The organism is Bradyrhizobium sp., from assembly GCF_049798375.1.
GTDB lineage: Bacteria > Pseudomonadota > Alphaproteobacteria > Rhizobiales > Xanthobacteraceae > Bradyrhizobium.
The window spans coordinates 18,321-37,689 of record NZ_JBARGP010000048.1; the positions used below are offsets into that span (position 1 = coordinate 18,321).

Below are 19,369 nucleotides of genomic sequence, written 5' to 3' on the forward strand. Positions count from 1 at the left end.
ATGATCACTGCGATCATCGATTTCGCCGTCCACCGCCGCTGGGTCGTCGTCATTCTCGGCGCCGTCGCGGCCATGCTGGGCACTTTCGCTATGTCCAGGCTGCCGATCGACGCGGTGCCCGACATCACCAACAAGCAGGTGCAGATCAACACGACTGCGCCGGCGCTGTCGCCGGCCGAGATCGAGAAACAGGTCACCTTTCCGATCGAGACGGCGCTCGCCGGCGCGCCGGGCGTGGAGAGCACGCGTTCGCTGTCGCGCAACGGCTTCTCGCAGGTCACCGCCATTTTCACCGAGCGTACCGATATCTACTTCGCGCGCCAGCAGGTCGGCGAACGCCTGACCGAGATCCGGGCCCGCCTGCCTGACGGCATCGAGCCGCGCATCGGCCCTGTTACGACCGGCCTCGGCGAGATCACCATGTGGACGGTGCATTTCGCCGACAAGCCGGTCGAAGCCGATGGCACGCCGGGGCTGCAGCGCGACGGCCGCTTCCTGACGCCGGAAGGCCAGATACTCGATACCGAAATCGAGAAGAACGCTTACTTGCGCACCGTGCAGGACTGGATCGTCAAACCGCAGGTCAAGCTCGTGACCGGCGTCGCCGGCGTGGATTCGGTCGGCGGCGACATCAAGCAGTATCTGGTCAATCCGGATGCGGCGAAACTGATCGCGCTCGGCCTCACCTTCGCCGATGTCGCCAAGGCCATCGAGGCCAACAATGTCAGCCGGGGCGCCCGCTATATCGAACGCAATGGTGAAGGCATCGTGGTCCGCTCCGGCGGCCGGCTCGAGAACGTCGAGGAGCTCGGCGCGGTCGTCGTCACCACCCGCGGCGGCGTGCCGGTGCGCGTGCGCGACCTCGCCACCGTCTCGATCGGCGGCGAGACCCGTACCGGCAGTGCCAGCGCCGACGGTCGCGAGGTCGTGGTCGGCGTTGCGCTGATGCTAGTCGGCGCCAACAGCCGCACGGTGTCGTCGGCCGTGAACGCGAAGCTGCGCGCGATCGTGCCGACCCTGCCGCCCGGCATCGCGCTGACCACCGTGCTCGACCGCACCGAGCTCGTCGACGCCACCATCCGGACGGTCGCAAAGAGCCTGACCGAGGGCGCGTTGCTGGTGATCGCCGTGCTGTTCCTGCTGCTCGGCAATGTCCGCGCCGCGCTGGTCGCGGCGCTGGTGATTCCGCTCGCCATGCTGATGACCGCGATCGGCATGTGGCAAGGGCGGATCAGCGCCAACCTAATGAGCCTCGGCGCGCTCGATTTCGGCCTGATCGTCGACGGCGCCGTCATCATCACCGAGAACAGCTTGCGCCATCTTGCCGATAAGCAGCATGCGCTCGGCCGGCTGCTGACACGCGAGGAGCGGCTGGTGACGGTGCGCGCCTCTGCCGCCGAGATGGTGCGGCCGAGCCTCTACGGGCAGGCCATCATCCTGCTGGTCTATGTGCCGCTGCTCAGCTTCACCGGTGTCGAGGGCAAGATGTTCGAGCCGATGGCGCTGACCGTCATCCTGGCGCTCGGCGCCGCCTTTGTGCTGTCATTGACCGTGGTGCCCGCCGTGCTCGCGATCGTGCTCACCGGCCGCGTGCAGGAACGGGAAAACCGTCTGGTCACGGCGCTGAAGGCCACCTACCGGCCGCTGCTGCGCACCGCCATCGCGTGTCCGCTTCCGGTGATCGGCGTGGCGGTGGCGCTGTTTGCTGCGGCCCTGTTCGGCCTCACACGGCTTGGCCAGGAGTTCATTCCGTCGCTGGACGAGAAGAACATCGCGATGCATGCGCTGCGCATCCCCTCGACATCGCTGTCGCAGTCGCAGGCCATGCAGCTCGCGGTCGAGCGAACCGTCAGCCGCTTTCCACAGGTCGCGTTGGTGTTTTCCAAGACCGGCACGCCGGAGTTGGCGAGCGACCCGATGCCGCCAAATGCGTCCGACACCTTCATCATGCTCAAGCCGCATGACGCATGGCCCGATCCCGCTGTCAGCAAGGAGCAACTGATCGAGCAGATTTCGGATGCCGTCAACCGTCTGCCCGGCAATGCCTACGAGTTCACCCAGCCGATCCAGATGCGCTTCAACGAGCTGCTCGCCGGCGTGCGCGGCGACATCGCCGTCAAGGTGTTCGGCGATGATTTCGAGGCGCTGCTCAAGGCAGCGAACGCTATCGCGGCCGATCTGCGCGCGGTGGCAGGCGCTGCCGACGTCAAGGTCGAGCAGACCACCGGCCTGCCGGTGCTGGAAATCAAGGTCGACAAGGCCGCGATCGCGCGGCGCGGGCTCAGCGTCTCCGCCGTGCATGACGTAATCGGCGCCGCAGTCGGCGGTCAGGAGGCCGGCGTGATCTATGAGGGCGACCGCAGCTTCGAGATCGTCGTGCGTCTGAAGGAGAGCGTGCGCGCCGATCTGGAAGCCCTGAGCAACCTGCCGGTGGCGCTGCCACGAGCGACGCCGACCTCGCCGGTGCAGAGTGTGCCGCTCAACCGCGTTGCGAGATTCTCCTTCGTCGAGGGGCCGAACCAGATCAGCCGCGAGAACGGCAAGCGTCGGATCGTGGTGACGGCCAATGTGCGCGGCCGCGATCTCGGCTCGGTCGTGGAAGACGCCCAGCGGCGCGTGGCGCAGACGATCAGGCTGCCGGCCGGCTACTGGCTGGAATGGGGCGGACAGTCGGAGAACCTCGCCGCCGCGCGCCAGCGCCTCACGCTGGTGTTGCCCGCCTGTTTTGCAATGATCTTTCTGCTGCTGCTTGGCGCAATGGGTTCGGCGCGCGACGCAGCCTTGGTGTTCAGCGCGATCCCGCTGGCGCTGACCGGCGGCGTACTATCACTGTGGCTGCGCGGCATGCCGTTCTCGATCTCGGCCGCCGTCGGCTTCATCGCATTGTCCGGCGTCGCCGTGCTCAACGGACTCGTCATGCTCAGCTTCATCCGGGAGTTGCGCGAGGCCGGCTTGCCGTTCGCCCAAGCGATCGAGCAAGGCGCGCTGACGCGGTTCCGACCGATCATCATGACGGCGCTGGTCGCTTCGCTCGGCTTCCTGCCGATGGCGTTTGCGACCGGCACCGGCGGCGAGGTGCAGAAGCCGCTCGCGACCGTCGTGATCGGCGGCCTGATCAGCGCCACGCTGCTGACGCTGGCCGTGCTTCCCGCCCTTTACGCGCGCTTCGGGAACATCACCGGACGGCGGGAGGCCGCGCTGGCGCATGACGCCTGACTGGACGAAATGCCGGGGGCATAGCCTGAAACCAACAATTGCCCGTTTGGGCGTGGAGCGGAAAACCTTATCGGCGATGTCGGGATCCGACTTGCCGGTTCGTCCTCGGGTGAGAACCACGACATGGAGCAGCCCGATGGCCGACCTCGTTCTGACCACCTTCGATTGGGTCCCCGAGATGCCCAGGGGATTTGTCCGTGACCTCCGCGTCCGCTGGGCGCTGGAGGAGGCCGGCCTGCCCTATCGCATCGCGAGCACGCCATCCCGAAGCAAGAGCGCCAAGCATTTCATGCATCAGCCGTTCGGCCAGGTGCCATGGCTGACCGATGGCGAGATCTCGCTATTCGAAAGCGGCGCGATCCTGCTTCATCTCGGCCAGCGCAGCACTACGCTCATGTCTGCCGATCCGCGCGGCCGCAGCGAGGCGATGCAGTGGCTGTTCGCGGCGCTCAACTCGGTCGAGATGGCGAGCCTGCCCTGGTCAATGGCGATGTTCTTCGGTGACACCGGCGATACGCCTGCCTGGAAGCGCCTGGATGATTTCCTCAAGGCCCGGCTCAAGCATCTGGAGCCGGTGCTGGCCAAACGCCAATGGCTCGCCGGCACATTCTCCATCGCCGATATCCTCATGGCGGACGTGCTGCGCCTGGTCGATCGTTTCGACGGGCTCGCGGACTACCCAGCTTGCCGCAACTATGTCGCGCGCGCCCTCGCCCGTCCGGCCTTTGCCAAGGCCCATGCCGATCAGATGGCGCATTTCGCCGCGTCTGATCGAGCGACGGCTCCAATGTGACCGGCTTTGCGCCAACAGCGGGCGACTTGCTGTTGCCGCATGTTCGAATGAAGCGAGGGTCGCGCCGTCCGGCCTCCGCATCCTCTGGAAAAATCACTTCGGCTCGGAACCAAAAGCCTCCCTCGGTCTTGTCAATGCTCTTTTCCAAAGCAGGGACATCCCATGAAAATCCGTCAATATCTCGCCGCCGCCGGTCTCGTGGCTATCGTGGCTACGCCTGTGGCCGCGCTTGCACAGGGCGGCGTGCCCGGCGGCATCGAGCATGGCTCGCGCGAAGGCGAACGGGCGGCCGGTCCGGTTGGAGCCGTTGTCGGCGGCGTCGTCGGTGGCGTGGTCGGCGGCGTCACCGGTGTGCTGGGCATCGACGAGCGCCCGCGCTTCCACCGCTATGTTGCCGAACGTCACTACCCCTCCTATCACTATAGCGAGGACGTCCGCGTCGGTGCGGTGCTGCCGGAAACAGGCGTGACCTACTATGAAGTTCCCGCCGAGTATGGCGTCCGCGATTATCGCTATACGATCGTCAATGACCGCACGGTCCTGGTCGATCCCAGGACGCACCGCATCGTGGAAGTCGTCGAATAAGTCGACGACACTGCTACGCGAAGCCGCCCACGCTGGGCGGCTTTTTGCGTTGCGCGGAGGGTAAACGTAGATCGGACGAGCGCAGAGATATCCGGGAGTATTGACCCGCATGTCGCCTGCGCTCATGGGAGGCTACTTGCTGAATACGCACCGGTGCCTTGATCGGCCGAACACGAAGCTCACGAGACAATGTTACGCGCGCCGTTGCGAAGCAGCCGTTCGGCGTCGCGGACGATCTCATGGAGCAGATCGCCGGCCGGACGTATGTCCTTGATGAGTCCGGCTGCCTCGCCGAACCACACGCCGGTATTGTCGGCATCGCCGCTCTGCATCGCGGAGACATAGCGCTGCATCTCGCGTTCGACGATGTCGGGTTTGGCGAGAGCGCTTTCACGGCCGTGCCAATCTTCGGTGAACCGGTTCTTCATGACGCGCGCGGTGAACGGCGCCGGCCAGGCGAGATTGCGCGCGATATCGACCACGCGGGTGCGGATCGTTGCATCGCCGCTCGCCGCGACGGCCTTGGCCTGAAAGGACGGGCTGACCTGCGCTTCAGAACTTGCCCAGAAGCGCGAGCCGATCAGCGCCCCGTCGGCACCCAGCATCAACGCCGCCGCCAGTCCGCGTCCATCGGCAATGCCGCCGGCCGCCGCAAGCACGGTCGAAGGCGCCGCCTTCGCCAGATAATCGGCGATTTCCGGCACCAGGGTCAGCGTGCCCCGGTTCTGGCCGTGGCCGCCCGCCTCGCCGCCCTGCGCAATGATGATTTCGGCGCCGGCGTCAACAGCTTCGCGTGCATGCTCCATGCACTGGACCTGGCACAAGAGCTTGATGCCCGCCTGCTTGATCGCGCGCGCGAACGGCAGCGGCGCGCCGAATGACAGCATCATTGCGGCCGGGGCATGCTTCAGCACGAGGTCGAGCATTTCAGGCTGTTTGGCCAACGACCAGGTAATGAAGCCACAGCCGACCTTTCGATTGCCGGCTTCCGCGAATTGGCGCGCGAGCCATTCGACATCGCCATAACCGCCCCCGATCAGCCCCAGCCCGCCGGCAGCGGAGACCGCTGCTGCGAGCCGGCCGCCGGCAGCGAATGCCATCGGCGCGGATATGATCGGATGTTCGATGTCGAGGATCTCGGTCAATCGTGTGCGCAAGGTCATCCAATCGTGCTCCAGCGGCAAAGGCCCAACGGAGCAAGCGTAGCATGCCCGAGCACGGCGATAGCCCGAATATCAGTCAGCCCCATCGCGTCTTGCCGCGCCTTGAGGACAACGCGCGCGGCGCTCGCCTCCAGGATGCAACGAATCTCCACACAGCTCTTGATTTTGCATGGTTGCGGTGGTATTAGTTCGTCATGGCGACATCCGTGCATATGCTCAACTGCAAATTCATGACCCGCTTCGGCTGGGCCGTGAGAGGAGTCGCGCGCTAGGTATCGTCGACGACATTCTTTTCACCAGGCCCCGCCGGCATCGGACGGGGCCTTTTGTTTGGCCCCGCTCGCTGTCGGCACAACGATAGGAGCGTCCGATGCGAACCGGACAGACGAACCTCCCGCCCGAGGTCGCGCGCGATGGCGCGGGACCAGGCCTTGACCGCGCCATCGCGAGCTTGCTCGAGCGATCTTGGCGCACCTTTGTGCAATGGCGCCACCAACAGAGCCTGCAGGCCACCCTGCACGGCCTCAGTGAAAGGGAGCTGACGGATATCGGCGTCACGCGCGGCGAGATCGAGTATCTCACCCGTCGCGGGACGATCGATACGCTGCGAGATAACAAGGCGTATCTATGGATCCTGTCCCGCGGCGTGATGTAAATGATCAACCGCGATGTGCGGACATGTACTTTGCATGCGGACAACTCGCCGGTTGCCGCATGCGTCGCCCGGATCAATGCTGCGTTATCAAGGCCACTCCACCTAGACGCAGCAAATCTGCATTTGTAATGTTACATATCGTAGCATTTGCTTAGGATCGTAGCCGAGTTTGCGAGGCAGGTATGAAAGCCCGGTTCTTGCTGGCCTTGCCGGCTCTGCTTTGCGCCTCGCCGGCGTGCGCCATCAGCAATGACGAATTGCGGGCGGCGCTCGCGCAGCGTTTCGACGGCGATCGCACCCGCGCCTGCGTTGCCGCCGGCGCGATCGCGGACGGGGCGATCTCGACAGCCTATGTCTGTGCCGATCCAAAGGCGCAGCGGCCGTATGACGAGCACACGGCATTCGAGATCGGCTCGGTCACCAAGACCATGACCGCGGCGCTGCTCGAGGAATTCATCGCGCGCGGCGAGGTTACGCTCGACGATCCCATTGCCAAGCTGCTGCCGCCGGGGACGTCGGTGCCGTCGTTCAACGGCCACGATATCACGATCGGCCAAATCGTAACGCATACGTCGGGCCTGCCGCGCATCCCCGCCAATTATCGCCGCCCGGCCGACGTCAACAATCCCTACGCGGATGCGACCGAGCGCGACCTGCTCGATGCGCTGGCGTCAGCCAAACTGACACGCGCGCCCGGCTCGGCATGGGAGTACTCGAATTTCGCGATGATCACGCTGTCTTATGCGCTCGCCAAGCGCAACGGCACCGACTATGAGACGTTGTTGCGCGACCACCTGCTCGCGCCGCTCGGCATGAACGAGACCTATGTGGCGCGGCGCCCGCCCGGGGTCCATCTGGCGCAGGGTCATCTGCCGAACGGGACGCCGGCCGAGCCCTGGGATTTTCATCCCGACATGGCAGGCGTTGGCGGCGTGCGCTCCACCGTGGCGGACATGCTGCGCTATCTCGAGAGCGAGCTCGGCACGCGCGACAGCGCGATCACGCCGGCATTGGCGCGCACGCAGGATGAGGTCGCGAACGTCGGCGGCCACAGGATGGCGATGAACTGGTTTCTTCTTACGAGAAACGGACACGCGCTTGTCATCCATGAGGGCGGCACCGGCGGCTACTCGGCTTTCGCCGGGTTCGATCGCGCCGCCAAGCGCGCCGTGATCCTGCTCTCCGACACGGCGCTGACCGCCAATGGCGGCCTCGGACAACTTGGCCTGCATGTGCTCGATCCCGCCATATCGAACGCGGCGCCGCGTCTGGTCGCGACCGCCGATGCCAAGCTGATCGATGCGCTGGCCGGCAAATATCGCCTGCAGAACGGTCTCCGCATCGAATTGCGGCGCGAGGACAGCGGCTTGACGATCCAGGCCGACGGCCAGGACGAGTTCGAGATGGGCTATGACAGCGCCGGCGACTTCTATCCGCTGAAGTTCGACGCCGTGCTGCGGCCGAAGCGCAAGGCCGACGGCAGCACTACGTTCACCTGGTTTCAGGGCGGCGGCGCGCTCGACGCCGAGCGGATCGATCCGGTGACGGCCGCAAGCAAGTGGACGCCGACCGAGGTGCAGCTCAACGATTATGTCGGCCTCTACCCGCTGACCGCGAACTTCGGCCTGCGCATCTTCGCGTCTGGCGCCGCGCTCTTCGTGCAGGGGACCAACCAGCGCGCGCTCAAGTTGGCGCCAGTCGAACCGGATGTGTTCGTCGCGGAATCCGTCGGGGCAGAAATCGACTTTGCACGCGACGGCGACAAGGTTATGTCCCTGACGCTAAAGCAGCGCGGACAAATTCTGAAGGGTGATCGCCATCAGGACGCCGCAACGGATGCGGCCGCGCATTAGCTCGGCGATGTCAACGGCCTCACCTGGATATGCTACATAACGCAGCATTTCAGCCACGATCAATGCAACCAGGATTGCGCAGCCCGCTGGGAGCCTCCGCGCAACGTGCGCAAGTTTCGGCGTTGCCGCGACGTCTCGCGGCACGCGCTCCCCGGACTCCGGGCTGGTCATGCATACAAAACGGGTGTCACATAAGTGTCGTGAGGCGTTCTTAACGAGAGCCGGCGGCGGTTCGCCGTAGTTCCGGGTTCAGAGATGATCAGCGTCGACGTTCGGGCGGTGAGCAAGACGTTTGGCGGCGAGCCCGCCGTCAACGACGTGTCCTTTACGGTGACGCGGGGCGATCTCGTCGTGCTGCTGGGTCCGAGCGGCTGCGGCAAGTCGACCATGCTGCGCATGATCGCAGGCCTCGACGCGCCGACATCGGGCGCCGTGATGATCGAGGGCGGCGATGTGCGCGGGCTGACCGGGGCTGCCCGCGGCGTCGCCATGGTGTTCCAGTCCTACGCGCTGTTTCCGCATCTGACCGTTGCCGACAACATCACCTTCGGCCTCTCGGTGCGCGGCATCGCGAAAGCCGAGCAGGCGCGGCGGCTCGACGAGATCACGGCGCTGCTCGGGCTTGGGCCACTGCTGCAGCGCAAACCGGCGCAATTGTCCGGCGGCCAGCAGCAGCGCGTCGCGCTCGGCCGTGCCTTGATCGCGCAGGCGCCGGTCTGCCTGCTCGACGAGCCGTTGTCGAACCTCGATGCGCAATTGCGTCAGGAGCTGCGCCGCGAGATCCGTGCGCTGCAGCAGCGCCTCGGCATCACCATGATCTACGTGACCCACGACCAGACCGAAGCCATGAGCATGGCGGACCGGGTGGTGCTGATGAAGGGCGGCCGCATCGAGCAGAACGGCCGGCCCGCGGACCTCTACCAGCGGCCGGCGAGCTTGTTTGCGGCGCGCTTCATCGGATCGGCACCGATGAACTTCCTCGATCTCGACGATGGCCCGCAGGGCGCGACGGCGGTCATCGCCGGCACCGCAGGGCCGGCGCTGTTCGCCGCATCTGGGCGCGGCCGTGTGCTGGGCCTGCGCCCCGAAGACGTGACTGTGGAGACTGCAGCGAACCGCGCCCGGTTTCGCAGCGCTGTCACAGCGGTCGAATATCTCGGCGGCGAGGCGCTGGTCACTTGCGTCATCGCTGGGCGACCGATCGTTGCACGCACGCGCGGCGATGCTGCGCTGGCCGTCGGCACGGAGGTTGGTCTCGCCTGGGATGAGGCGGCGGGACATGTCTTCGACGCCAACACCGGTCAGCGGCTCGCACTCGCGACCTTTGATGCTGCAGCCTCGGTGCAGCGTCACGCCATTGCCAATCAGGGGGTACCATGAACTTGTTTGCACGGATCACGTCGGTCGCGCTGCTGTCAGCCGCGATGCTCGGTATCGGCGCCGCCTCGGCGACCGAACTCACCTTCTACTATCCGATCGCTGTGGGCGGCCCGATCACAAAGGTCATCGACGGCTATGCGGAGGGTTTTCACAGGGTCCATCCGGACATCACGATCAAGCCGGTCTACACCGGCAGCTATCAGGACTCGATCGTGAAGGCGATGACGGCGGCGAAGTCCGGCAACCCGCCCGATGTCGCGGTGCTGCTGTCGACCGACATGTTCACGTTGATCGACGACGATCTGATCGAACCGTACGAGACCATCGCGACGTCCGACGCCGACAAGGCCTGGATCAAGTCGTTCTATCCGGCCTTCATGGAAAACAGCCAGAGCGGCGGCCACACCTGGGGCATTCCGTTCCAGCGCTCGACCATCGTGCAGTACTGGAACAAGGATGCCTTCAAGGCCGCGGGCCTCGATCCGGAGACGGCGCCGAAGACCTGGGATGAGATGGTCGCGACCGCCAAGAAGCTGACCAAACACGATGCCTCCGGCACCGTCACGCAATGGGGCCTCGAGATTCCCTCCTCCGGCTTCCCCTATTGGCTGTTCCAGGCGCTGGCCACTGAGAACGGCGCCATCCTCGCCAATCCTGAGGGCACCAAGGTCGCCTACAACGATCCCAAGGTGGTCGAGGCCGCGAATTTCTTCGCCGATCTCAGCCGCAAGGATGAAGTCATGCCCAAGGGCATCATCGAGTGGGGCACCACGCCGAAGGATTTCTTCGAAGGCAAGACCGCGATGATGTGGACGACGACCGGCAATCTGACCAACGTCAAGGCCAACGCCAAGTTCGCGTTCGGCGTGGCGCCGCTGCCGTCGAAGGCCCGCGGCGGCTCGCCGACCGGCGGCGGCAACATCTACATCTTCAAGACAGACGACAAGGCCAAGATCGCGGCCGCGCTGGAGTTCGCCCGGTTCCTGTCCTCGCCGGAGCTCGCGGCCGACTGGGGCATCGCAACCGGCTATGTCGCGACGCGTCCGGACGCCTGGGAGACCGCTGCGATGAAGAAATATGTCGCGGAGTTTCCGGCGGCCGCGGTGGCGCGCGACCAGCTCAAGGACGCGGTCGCCGAGCTGTCGACGCATGACAATCAGCGCGTCACCAAGGCGCTCAACGATGCCCTGCAGGCGGTCCTGACCGGCACCAAGCAGGCCAAGCCCGCGCTCGACGACGCGCAGGCCGAAGCCGACCGCATTCTGGCGAGCTACAAGCATTGAACGTTGATGCGTAGGGTGGGCAAAGCGAAGCGTGCCCACCGGGGTTCGCGAGGAAAAGACGGTGGGCACGGTGCTTCGCGCCTTTGCCCACCCTACAATTTTCATGTCCGTCATTGCGAGCGAAGCGACGTGTCCGCCGTAGCCCGACGGGCGACGGCGGAAGCAATCCAGAGCAGCAGATAAAGCTGGATTGCTTCGTCGCTTTGCTCCTCGCAATGACGGATATGGCTATTTTGGTCAGGATCGGCTTTGAACCCACGCCGCACACACCTCAACGTCCACATCCAGGGCTGGCTCTTGGCCCTGCCGGCGGCCGTGCTGCTGGCGGCATTTACGCACGTGCCGGCGGTGCTCACCATCATCGACAGCTTCTACTCGACCCCGCGCGGTCGCCGCCCGGCGGCCTTCATTGGCCTCGATCAGTACGGCCATATGGCGGCCGATCCGATCTTCTGGCTGGCGCTGAAGAACAACCTGCTCTACGCGCTGATCACGGTGCCGCTGTCGATCGCGCTGGCGCTCGCCATGGCGCTCTGGGTCAAGGAGCGCATCGCCGGGCGCGCGGCGCTGCGGCTCGCCTTCTTCACCCCGACCGTGCTGCCGATGGTCGCGGCCGCCAACATCTGGCTGTTCTTCTACACGCCGGATTACGGGCTGCTCGATCAGATCTTGCGCGCATTTGGCTTCACCAGCGTCAACTGGCTGGGCAATCCCTCGACTGCCCTGCCGGCGCTGATGGCGGTGACGGTGTGGAAGGAGGCCGGCTTCTTCATGATCTTCTACCTGGCGGCGCTGCAGCAGATCCCGCCGGTGCTCTACGAGGCCGCGCGGGTCGAGAATGCCGGTGCATGGGTCACGTTCCGCCGCATCACCTGGTCGCTGCTAATGCCGACCACTTTGTTCATCGTCGTCAATGCGCTGATCAACGCCTTTCGCGTGGTCGACCAAGTTATCGCCATGACCGGCGGCGGGCCGAACAATGCCAGCACGTTGCTGCTATTCTACATCTACCAGGTCGCGTTCAGCTTCTGGGACACCGGCTATGCGGCCGCGCTGTCGGTGGTGCTGCTGTCGGTACTCGCTCTGGTCGCGCTCGCGCAGGTGTTCCTGCTCGACCGCAAGATCCATTATCGCTGAGGGCGCGTGATGCCGGTCCGCCCGCTCCGCCTTCTCTCCACCGCCCTCGCCTGGTTGCTGGGCCTGATCTGGGCGCTGCCACTGCTCTATGCCTGCTGGACTGCGGTCCACCCCACCGACTTCGCCACGCATTTCCAGCCGTCGGCGCCGCTGACCACGGCGAACTTCGTCCACGCCTGGGAGGCGGCGCCGTTCGGCCGCTATTTCCTCAATACCGTGCTGCTCGTGCTCGGCATCATGGCCGCGCAATTCGTGATCTGCACACTGGCCGCCTTCGCGCTGGCGCGCGCCAAATTCATCGGCAGCGAATTACTGTTCGGCCTGATCCTGGTGCAACTGATGGTGACGCCTGATGTGCTGATCATGGAGAACTACCGCACCCTGCAGAAGCTCGGCTTGATCGACACCCTAACCGGCATCGGCCTGCCCTATGTCGCCTCCGCCTTCGGCATCTTCCTGCTGCGCCAGACCTTCAAGTCGATCCCCAAAGAGCTCGACGATGCCGCGCGGATGGAGGGCGCTACCACATTGCAGACGATCTGGCGGGTCTATCTGCCGCTGGCCCGGCCGGTCTACGTCGCCTATGGCCTCGTCTCCGTGAGCTACCACTGGAATAACTTCCTGTGGCCGCTGGTCGTGACCAATTCGGTCGGCACGCGTCCCTTGACCGTTGGCCTGCAGGTGTTCGCGTCAGTCGATCAGGGCGTCGACTGGTCGGTGATCTCGGCGGCGGCCCTGATGACCTCGGCGCCATTGATGATCGCCTTCCTGCTGTTCCAGCGCGCCTTCATCCAGAGTTTTCTGCGCGCCGGAATCCGCTGACGACAGTGCGTCAGCGTGGACATGGCCCCTCCGGTCGTGGTCGACTGTTCGCATCATGAAGATCGCGACCTTCAACATCAACAATGTCCGCCGGCGGCTGCCCAATTTGCTGCGCTGGCTGCGGGCGGCCAAGCCTGATGTCGTCTGCCTGCAGGAGCTGAAATGCACGCAGGACGAGTTTCCAGCCGCGGAACTCGAGAAAGCCGGCTATGGCGCGGTGTGGCGCGGGCAAAAGACCTGGAACGGTGTCGCCATTCTGGCGCGGAAGGCCGAGCCGGTCCTGACCCGCATGGCCCTACCCGGCGACCGCAACGACCATGAAGCCCGCTACATCGAAGCGGCTGTGCGCGGCATCGTTATCGCCTGTCTTTATCTGCCGAACGGCAACCCCCAGCCCGGGCCGAAATTCGAGTACAAGCTCGCCTGGTTCAAGCGGCTGCAGAAGCACGCGGCGGCATTGCTCAAGGAGGAGCTACCTGTCGTGCTGGCCGGCGACTACAATGTCGCGCCCACGCCGCTCGACATCTATCCGACCAAGTCATGGGACAACGACGCGCTGATCCAGCCGAAGAGCCGCGCCGCGTTCAAGAAGCTGGTCGATCAAGGCTGGTGCGATGCGATCCGCACGCTACATCCCGACAAGCCGATGTTCAGCTTCTGGGACTACAAGCGCAACCGCTGGCCGCGCGATGCCGGCCTGCGGCTCGACCATCTGCTCCTCAGTCCACAGCTTGCGCCGCGCCTGCTCAAGGCCGGGGTCGATCGCAAGATTCGCGGCGAGGAAGGTGCCAGCGACCATGCGCCGGCCTGGGCGGTGCTCAAGTAGCCCAGCTCAGGTCGACAGCCGCTTCATATTCGCTGCGACATGCTCGCGGTAGCGGCCGATGATAGCGCCGGGCGTGGCGCCGCCGAACCAACTCGCGAATGCCTCGAATGCGGCGGCGATCTTCTCGCCGACCATGATCTGCGCCTCGCAGCCGGAATCGGCTTCGCCGCGTGCGAACTTCTCCATCCGCAGCCGCACCACCTCGCTGGCCTCGACCGCGAGCATCGCGCCCGCGTACCAGGGAAAGCCGTCGTCGGATTGGCTCAGGACCGCGTGGCGGTCGAGGGCGGAAAATGCGTGGCTGTTCATCGTCGCACACTCAATTCACAGGTGGATGCGACGCAGACAAATACGCTTCAAATTCTAAAGTTGATGGCGCAGGATTAACGGCTTTTGTGATTCCAGGCGAACCACCGGTTAACCAGCGGCCCCCCTGTTTTTCTCCGTCATTGCGAGCGAAGCGAAGCAATCCAGATTCTTCGCGTGGCTCCTGGATTGCTTCGGCGCGCACGCGCCTCGCAATGACGGCCACCGGCAGCGCACGGAGACGATATCTTGGACTTCCTGTTCGTGCTCTCTGTCGGCCTCGTCGCCGGCACCCTCTCCGGCATCGTCGGCACCGGCTCCTCGATCATGCTGATGCCGGTGCTGGTTTACGAATACGGGCCAAAGGAAGCGGTGCCGATCATGGCGGTCGCCGCCGTGATGGCGAACTTCTCGCGCATTCTGGCCTGGTGGCGGGAGGTCGACTGGCGCGCCTGCGCCGCCTATTCGGTAACGGGCATTCCCGCCGCGGCGCTCGGCGCGCGCACGCTGCTGGAGCTGCCCTCGCACACCGTCGACATCGCGATCGGTTCGTTCCTGATTGTAATGGTCCCCATTCGCCACTGGCTGGCGCGGCACCAACTGAAGGCCAATCTCTGGCATCTGGCGATCGGCGGCGCCATCATCGGCTTCCTCACCGGCATCGTGGTCTCGACCGGGCCGCTCAGCGTGCCGCTGTTTTTGTTTTATGGCCTGAGCAAAGGCGCGTTCCTGGCGACCGAGGCCGCGAGCTCGCTCGGCCTTTATTTCAGCAAATCCGTCACCTTCCAGCGCTTCGGCGCATTGACGCCGGACATCTTCGTCAAGGGGCTGATTGCGGGCGCCTCGCTGATGTCGGGCGCCTTCATCGCCAGGCGCTACGTGCTCAAGCTCAAGCCGGACGTGTTCCGCCTGGTCATGGATGGCATCATGATCGCGGCAGGCCTATCTATGCTATGGAACGCCATCCAATCCCCCTGAGGATCGAATCCCTTCTTCATGGCCAAGAACCCCCTCTCCTTCGTCTGCCAGAATTGCGGCGCGGCCTATTCGCGCTGGGTCGGCAAATGCGAGGCCTGCGGCGAGTGGAACACGCTCGCGGAGGAAGACACCACCGGCGTCACCTCGGCGCCGGTGTCGCTGCGCTCCAAGCGCAAGGGCCGCACCTTCCAGCTCGAAAGCCTGACCGGCAAGACGCTGGATGCCCCCCGCCTCTCCTCCGGTATGACCGAGCTCGACCGCGTCACCGGCGGCGGATTCGTCCGGGGCTCGGTGCTGTTGGTCGGCGGCGATCCCGGCATCGGCAAGTCGACCTTGCTGACGCAGGCAACGTCCATGATGGCCCGCGCCGGCCATCGCGCGGTCTACATATCCGGCGAAGAGGCCGTGGCGCAGGTGCGGCTGCGCGCCGAGCGGCTGGGACTCGCGGATGCGCCGGTGCAGCTCGCCGCCGAGACCTCGGTCGAGGATATCATCTCCACGCTGTCGGAAGGCTCGGTGCCGCGGCTGATCGTGATCGATTCGATCCAGACGATGTGGACCGATACGGTGGAATCCGCGCCCGGCACGGTGACCCAGGTGCGCGCCTCGGCCCAGGCGCTGATTCGATTTGCCAAGCGATCCGGCGCTACGATCATCCTGGTCGGCCATGTCACCAAGGACGGCCAGATCGCCGGGCCCCGCGTGGTCGAGCACATGGTCGATGCTGTCTTGTCGTTCGAGGGCGAAGGCTCGCAGCAGTTCCGGATCCTGCGCGCGGCGAAGAACCGTTTCGGCCCGACCGACGAGATCGGCGTGTTCGAAATGACGGGACTTGGTTTACGCGAGGTCACCAATCCTTCCGAGCTGTTCCTGTCCGAGCGCGATCTCGGCAGCCCGGGCACCGCGGTGTTCGCCGGCATCGAGGGCACCCGCCCCGTCCTGGTCGAGATGCAGGCGCTGGTGGCGCCGACCTCGCTCGGCACCCCCCGCCGTGCCGTGGTCGGGTGGGACCCGAGCCGGCTGTCGATGGTGCTGGCGGTGCTGGAGGCCCATTGCGGCGTGAAGCTGTCGGGCCATGACGTCTATCTCAATGTCGCCGGTGGCCTGCGCATCAACGAGCCCGCGGCGGACCTTGCTGCCGCCGCGGCGCTGGTGTCGTCGCTGGTGAACGCGCCGCTGCCGCCGGATGCGGTGTATTTCGGCGAGATCTCGCTGTCCGGGGCGGTGCGGCCGGTGGCGCAGACCTCGGCGCGGCTGAAGGAGGCCGCCAAGCTCGGCTTTGCCCGCGTGGTGCTGCCGGAACAGACCCGGGGTGAGCCCGGCGGCGATGCCGGCCTCACCCTCAACTCCGTCGGTGGGCTCACCAGCCTGGTCGCCGAGATAGCCGCCCGGGGCACGCCACGGGCCCGGCCCAACAATGGACATCCTGGCGACCCGCGCGAGGACAGCGGCTATCTGGACGACCTGCCGGCCGAAAATGGCCGCTCGCGCGGTGCTTCCGTGGAGAAAAATGCCACACCGGCGAGATTCCGCCGCCAGGACCGCTAGCCAGACAGTGACGTCTTCATGACTCACCGCTATACAACGCGCGCAAGGGGAAGGCGTGCACAGGAACGTGCGATCTCGGGTCTTGCCGGGGAACCCCGCCGTCCTTCAGTTGGAAGCGGCCGAGATGCCGATTCGAAACAGCCCTGTTCGACGGACCTTGGACCAGTGAAGCGGACCTGAGCAGCTGATGCCGATAACGATCCTCGATCTCATCCTGCTCGGCGTCATGCTGGTCTCGGGACTGCTCGCCATGGTCCGCGGCTTCATGCGCGAGGTGCTCTCGATCGCGGCCTGGGGCGCGGCGGCGCTGGTAACCCTTTATTCATTCTCGAAACTACTTCCGACCGCCAAGACCTACTTCAACAACGACACGGTCGCGAGCGTGGTCGTCGTCGCCGGTGTTTTCATCGGCACGCTGATCGTGGTGTCGATCATCACGGTGCGAATCTCGGACATGATTCTCGATTCGCGGATCGGCGCGCTCGATCGCACCCTCGGGTTCCTGTTCGGCCTGGCGCGCGGCCTGCTCATCGTGGTTGTGGCGTTCCTGTTCTTCAGCTGGTTGGTGCCGGAAAAGCAGCGGCCGGACTGGGTGACGGGCGCAAAGTCCCGGGTTGTCCTGCAGGGAACCGGGGATTGGCTGATGTCGCTCTTGCCTGATGACCCTGAGAACACCATTTTAAAGAAATTCAAGAAGAACAAGCCTGACGACGAACAGACTGATTCCGATCCGTCGGCATCCGGCGGTGAAGGGTATAGCAAGCCTGCCCGCGACAGCTTGAAGAAGCTGATCGAGAAACCCGCGGCTAAGTAACCCGGGCAAGTGAGCGAGACTCAAAAGAGAGGCGCGATGGACCAGACCCGGGACTCTTTCGGCACCGCCAGCGAACTGGATGATGCCAAACAGAACTTGAGCTTGGATTTCGGCCCGCCCTCAGACTTCAGAGATCCCGACCTGGATGGAGACACGCTGCGCGAGGAGTGCGGCGTGTTTGGCATTTTTGGGCATAGCGACGCGGCGGCGATCACCGCGCTTGGCCTGCACGCTTTGCAGCATCGTGGCCAGGAAGCCGCCGGCATCGTCTCCTATGACGGCTCGCGCTTCCACAGCGAGCGCCGGCTCGGCCTGGTCGGCGACACCTTCTCCCGCCGCGAGGTGATCGAGCGCCTGCCCGGCCATGTCGCGGTCGGCCACGTCCGCTACGCCACGACCGGCGCGACCATCCTGCGCAACGTGCAGCCGCTGTTCGCCGAACTCAACGCCGGCGGCTTCGCGGTCGGCCACAACGGCAATCTCACCAATGGACTGACCTTGCGCCGCGAGCTGGTGCGCGCCGGTGCCATCATGCAGTCGACCACCGACACCGAGGTGATCCTGCATCTGGTGGCGCATTCCCGCCGCACCCGCCTGATCGATCGCTTCATCGAGGCGCTGCGGGCGATCGAAGGTGCCTATGCGCTGGTCTGCATGACCAACAAGAAGCTGATCGGCGCCCGCGACCCCCTCGGCATCCGTCCGCTGGTCTATGGCGAGCTCGATGGCGCGCCGATCCTGGCCTCGGAGACCTGCGCGCTCGATATGATCGGCGCGCGCTACGTCCGCGACATCGAGCCCGGCGAGATCGTGGTGTTCGACGAGGAAGGGCTGCACAGCCACAAGCCGTTCCCGCCCAAGCCGGCGCGTCCCTGCGTGTTCGAATACATCTATTTTGCCCGGCCCGATTCCATCGTCGGCGGCCGCTCGGTCTATGACGTTCGCAAGGCGTTCGGCGCCCAGCTCGCGCGCGAGAGCCATGTCGATGTCGACGTCGTGGTGCCGGTGCCGGACTCCGGCGTGCCGGCCGCGCTCGGCTACAGCCGACAGGCCGGCGTGCCGTTCGAGCTCGGCATCATCCGCAACCATTATGTCGGCCGCACCTTCATCCAGCCGACCCAGAGCATCCGCGAATCCGGCGTGCGGATGAAGCACTCCGCCAATCGCGCCGCGATCGAAGGCAAACGCATCATCCTGATCGACGATTCGCTGGTGCGCGGCACCACCTCGAAGAAGATCGTGCGCATGATGCGCGAAGCCGGCGCCACCGAGGTGCATTTCCGCCTCGCCTCGCCGCCGATCCTCTATCCTGATTATTACGGCATCGACTTGCCGGATCGCGGCGGACTGTTGGCCGCGACGCACTCCCTGGAGGAGATGCGCGAGCTGATCGGCGCCGATTCGCTATCCTTCCTCTCGATCGATGGCCTGTACCGCGCGATGGGCGAGCCGGGCCGCGATCCGGCAAGCCCGAAATTCTCCGACCATTGCTTCACCGGCGCCTACCCGACCAACCTCACCGACCAGGTGCTGGTCGAGCCGCAGCCACGCCAGCTCTCGCTGCTGGCGGAAGCGAGCTGACCTGCTGACCCACACGCGGTCATTCCGGGGCGGTGCGAAGCATCGAACCCGGAATCTCGAAATTGCATGTCCGTGCCCATTTCAGCGGGATTCCGGGTTCGACGCTGACGCGTCGCCCCGGAATGACGGCAAATATGGGGACCGGGCTTGTGCCGGCCACACAGGTCTATAAAACCCGCGCCAACCAAGCCGCGGAAACAGTCATGTCCCTTCCCCTCGCCTCCCGTATCGCTCTCGTCACCGGCGCCTCGCGCGGCATCGGCTATGCGACCGCATGCGCGCTGGCCCGCGCCGGCGCGCATGTGATCGCCGTGGCGCGCACCCAAGGCGGCCTCGAGGAGCTCGACGACGAGATCCGGAAAGAAACCGGCGAAGGCGCCACCTTGGTGCCGCTGGCGCTGACCGATACCGACGGCATCGCCCGCCTTG

17 protein-coding genes are annotated in these 19,369 nt (G+C 65.2%); 15 read left to right on the forward strand and 2 right to left on the reverse strand.

Going from position 1 to position 19,369, the window contains the following annotated elements; genetic code table 11:
- The 3 genes from WA702_RS01695 to WA702_RS01705 all read left to right on the forward strand — a co-directional run bounded on the left by WA702_RS01695 (position 1) and on the right by WA702_RS01705 (position 4,594).
- Positions 1-3,216, forward strand: coding sequence for an efflux RND transporter permease subunit (locus WA702_RS01695; RefSeq protein WP_425108790.1), 3,216 nt, complete (start codon positions 1-3; stop codon positions 3,214-3,216).
- Between the two features lie 136 nt (positions 3,217-3,352).
- A complete protein-coding gene (locus WA702_RS01700) occupies positions 3,353-4,009 on the forward strand; it encodes a glutathione S-transferase family protein (protein ID WP_425108791.1) in 657 nt (218 codons plus the stop codon).
- A 162-nt stretch (positions 4,010-4,171) separates the two neighbouring features.
- Positions 4,172-4,594 (forward strand): DUF1236 domain-containing protein, encoded by a 423-nt coding sequence (locus tag WA702_RS01705; RefSeq protein ID WP_425108792.1) that lies wholly within the window; start codon positions 4,172-4,174, stop codon positions 4,592-4,594.
- Between the two features lie 179 nt (positions 4,595-4,773).
- Here WA702_RS01705 and WA702_RS01710 read toward each other — a convergent pair whose 3' ends face one another.
- The gene (locus tag WA702_RS01710) at positions 4,774-5,757 is read right to left on the reverse strand and encodes an NAD(P)H-dependent flavin oxidoreductase (RefSeq protein ID WP_425108793.1); all 984 of its coding nucleotides are present in this window, start codon (positions 5,755-5,757) and stop codon (positions 4,774-4,776) included.
- Between the two features lie 370 nt (positions 5,758-6,127).
- Here WA702_RS01710 and WA702_RS01715 point away from each other — a divergent pair, with 370 nt between their 5' ends.
- The 7 genes from WA702_RS01715 to xth all read left to right on the forward strand — a co-directional run bounded on the left by WA702_RS01715 (position 6,128) and on the right by xth (position 13,713).
- Positions 6,128-6,412 carry a DUF1127 domain-containing protein gene (locus WA702_RS01715; protein WP_425108794.1) on the forward strand — a complete coding sequence of 95 codons (285 nt, stop codon included), beginning with the start codon at positions 6,128-6,130 and terminating at the stop codon, positions 6,410-6,412.
- 182 nt (positions 6,413-6,594) lie between these two features.
- Positions 6,595-8,265, forward strand: coding sequence for a serine hydrolase (locus WA702_RS01720; protein ID WP_425108795.1), 1,671 nt, complete (start codon positions 6,595-6,597; stop codon positions 8,263-8,265).
- A 255-nt stretch (positions 8,266-8,520) separates the two neighbouring features.
- Positions 8,521-9,645, forward strand: a complete 1,125-nt coding sequence (locus tag WA702_RS01725) for an ABC transporter ATP-binding protein (RefSeq protein WP_425108796.1) — start codon at positions 8,521-8,523, stop codon at positions 9,643-9,645.
- Positions 9,642-10,928 carry an ABC transporter substrate-binding protein gene (locus WA702_RS01730; protein ID WP_425108797.1) on the forward strand — a complete coding sequence of 429 codons (1,287 nt, stop codon included), beginning with the start codon at positions 9,642-9,644 and terminating at the stop codon, positions 10,926-10,928. Before WA702_RS01725 ends, WA702_RS01730 begins: the two co-directional genes overlap by 4 nt.
- Before the next feature lie 249 nt (positions 10,929-11,177).
- Positions 11,178-12,065 (forward strand): carbohydrate ABC transporter permease, encoded by an 888-nt coding sequence (locus tag WA702_RS01735; RefSeq protein ID WP_425108798.1) that lies wholly within the window; start codon positions 11,178-11,180, stop codon positions 12,063-12,065.
- A gap of 9 nt (positions 12,066-12,074) precedes the next feature.
- Positions 12,075-12,887, forward strand: a complete 813-nt coding sequence (locus WA702_RS01740; RefSeq protein ID WP_425108799.1) for a carbohydrate ABC transporter permease — start codon at positions 12,075-12,077, stop codon at positions 12,885-12,887.
- 55 nt (positions 12,888-12,942) lie between these two features.
- Positions 12,943-13,713: an exodeoxyribonuclease III gene (gene xth, locus WA702_RS01745; RefSeq protein ID WP_425108800.1), complete on the forward strand. Its 771-nt coding sequence runs from the start codon at positions 12,943-12,945 to the stop codon at positions 13,711-13,713.
- A gap of 6 nt (positions 13,714-13,719) precedes the next feature.
- Here xth and WA702_RS01750 read toward each other — a convergent pair whose 3' ends face one another.
- The gene (locus WA702_RS01750) at positions 13,720-14,022 is read right to left on the reverse strand and encodes a hypothetical protein (protein WP_425108801.1); all 303 of its coding nucleotides are present in this window, start codon (positions 14,020-14,022) and stop codon (positions 13,720-13,722) included.
- A gap of 246 nt (positions 14,023-14,268) precedes the next feature.
- Between WA702_RS01750 and WA702_RS01755 the strand changes: the two genes are divergently transcribed.
- The 5 genes from WA702_RS01755 to WA702_RS01775 all read left to right on the forward strand — a co-directional run.
- Positions 14,269-14,997, forward strand: a complete 729-nt coding sequence (locus WA702_RS01755) for a sulfite exporter TauE/SafE family protein (RefSeq protein WP_425108802.1) — start codon at positions 14,269-14,271, stop codon at positions 14,995-14,997.
- An 18-nt stretch (positions 14,998-15,015) separates the two neighbouring features.
- Positions 15,016-16,545 carry a DNA repair protein RadA gene (gene radA, locus WA702_RS01760; protein ID WP_425108803.1) on the forward strand — a complete coding sequence of 510 codons (1,530 nt, stop codon included), beginning with the start codon at positions 15,016-15,018 and terminating at the stop codon, positions 16,543-16,545.
- A 187-nt stretch (positions 16,546-16,732) separates the two neighbouring features.
- Entirely contained in the window at positions 16,733-17,359 is a 627-nt protein-coding gene (locus tag WA702_RS01765) for a CvpA family protein (RefSeq protein WP_425108804.1), read from the forward strand.
- Between the two features lie 36 nt (positions 17,360-17,395).
- A complete protein-coding gene (gene purF / locus WA702_RS01770; RefSeq protein WP_425108805.1) occupies positions 17,396-18,940 on the forward strand; it encodes an amidophosphoribosyltransferase in 1,545 nt (514 codons plus the stop codon).
- 203 nt (positions 18,941-19,143) lie between these two features.
- Positions 19,144-19,369 (forward strand): SDR family NAD(P)-dependent oxidoreductase (locus WA702_RS01775; RefSeq protein ID WP_425108806.1); only part of this gene is annotated, 226 nt, incomplete at its 3' end.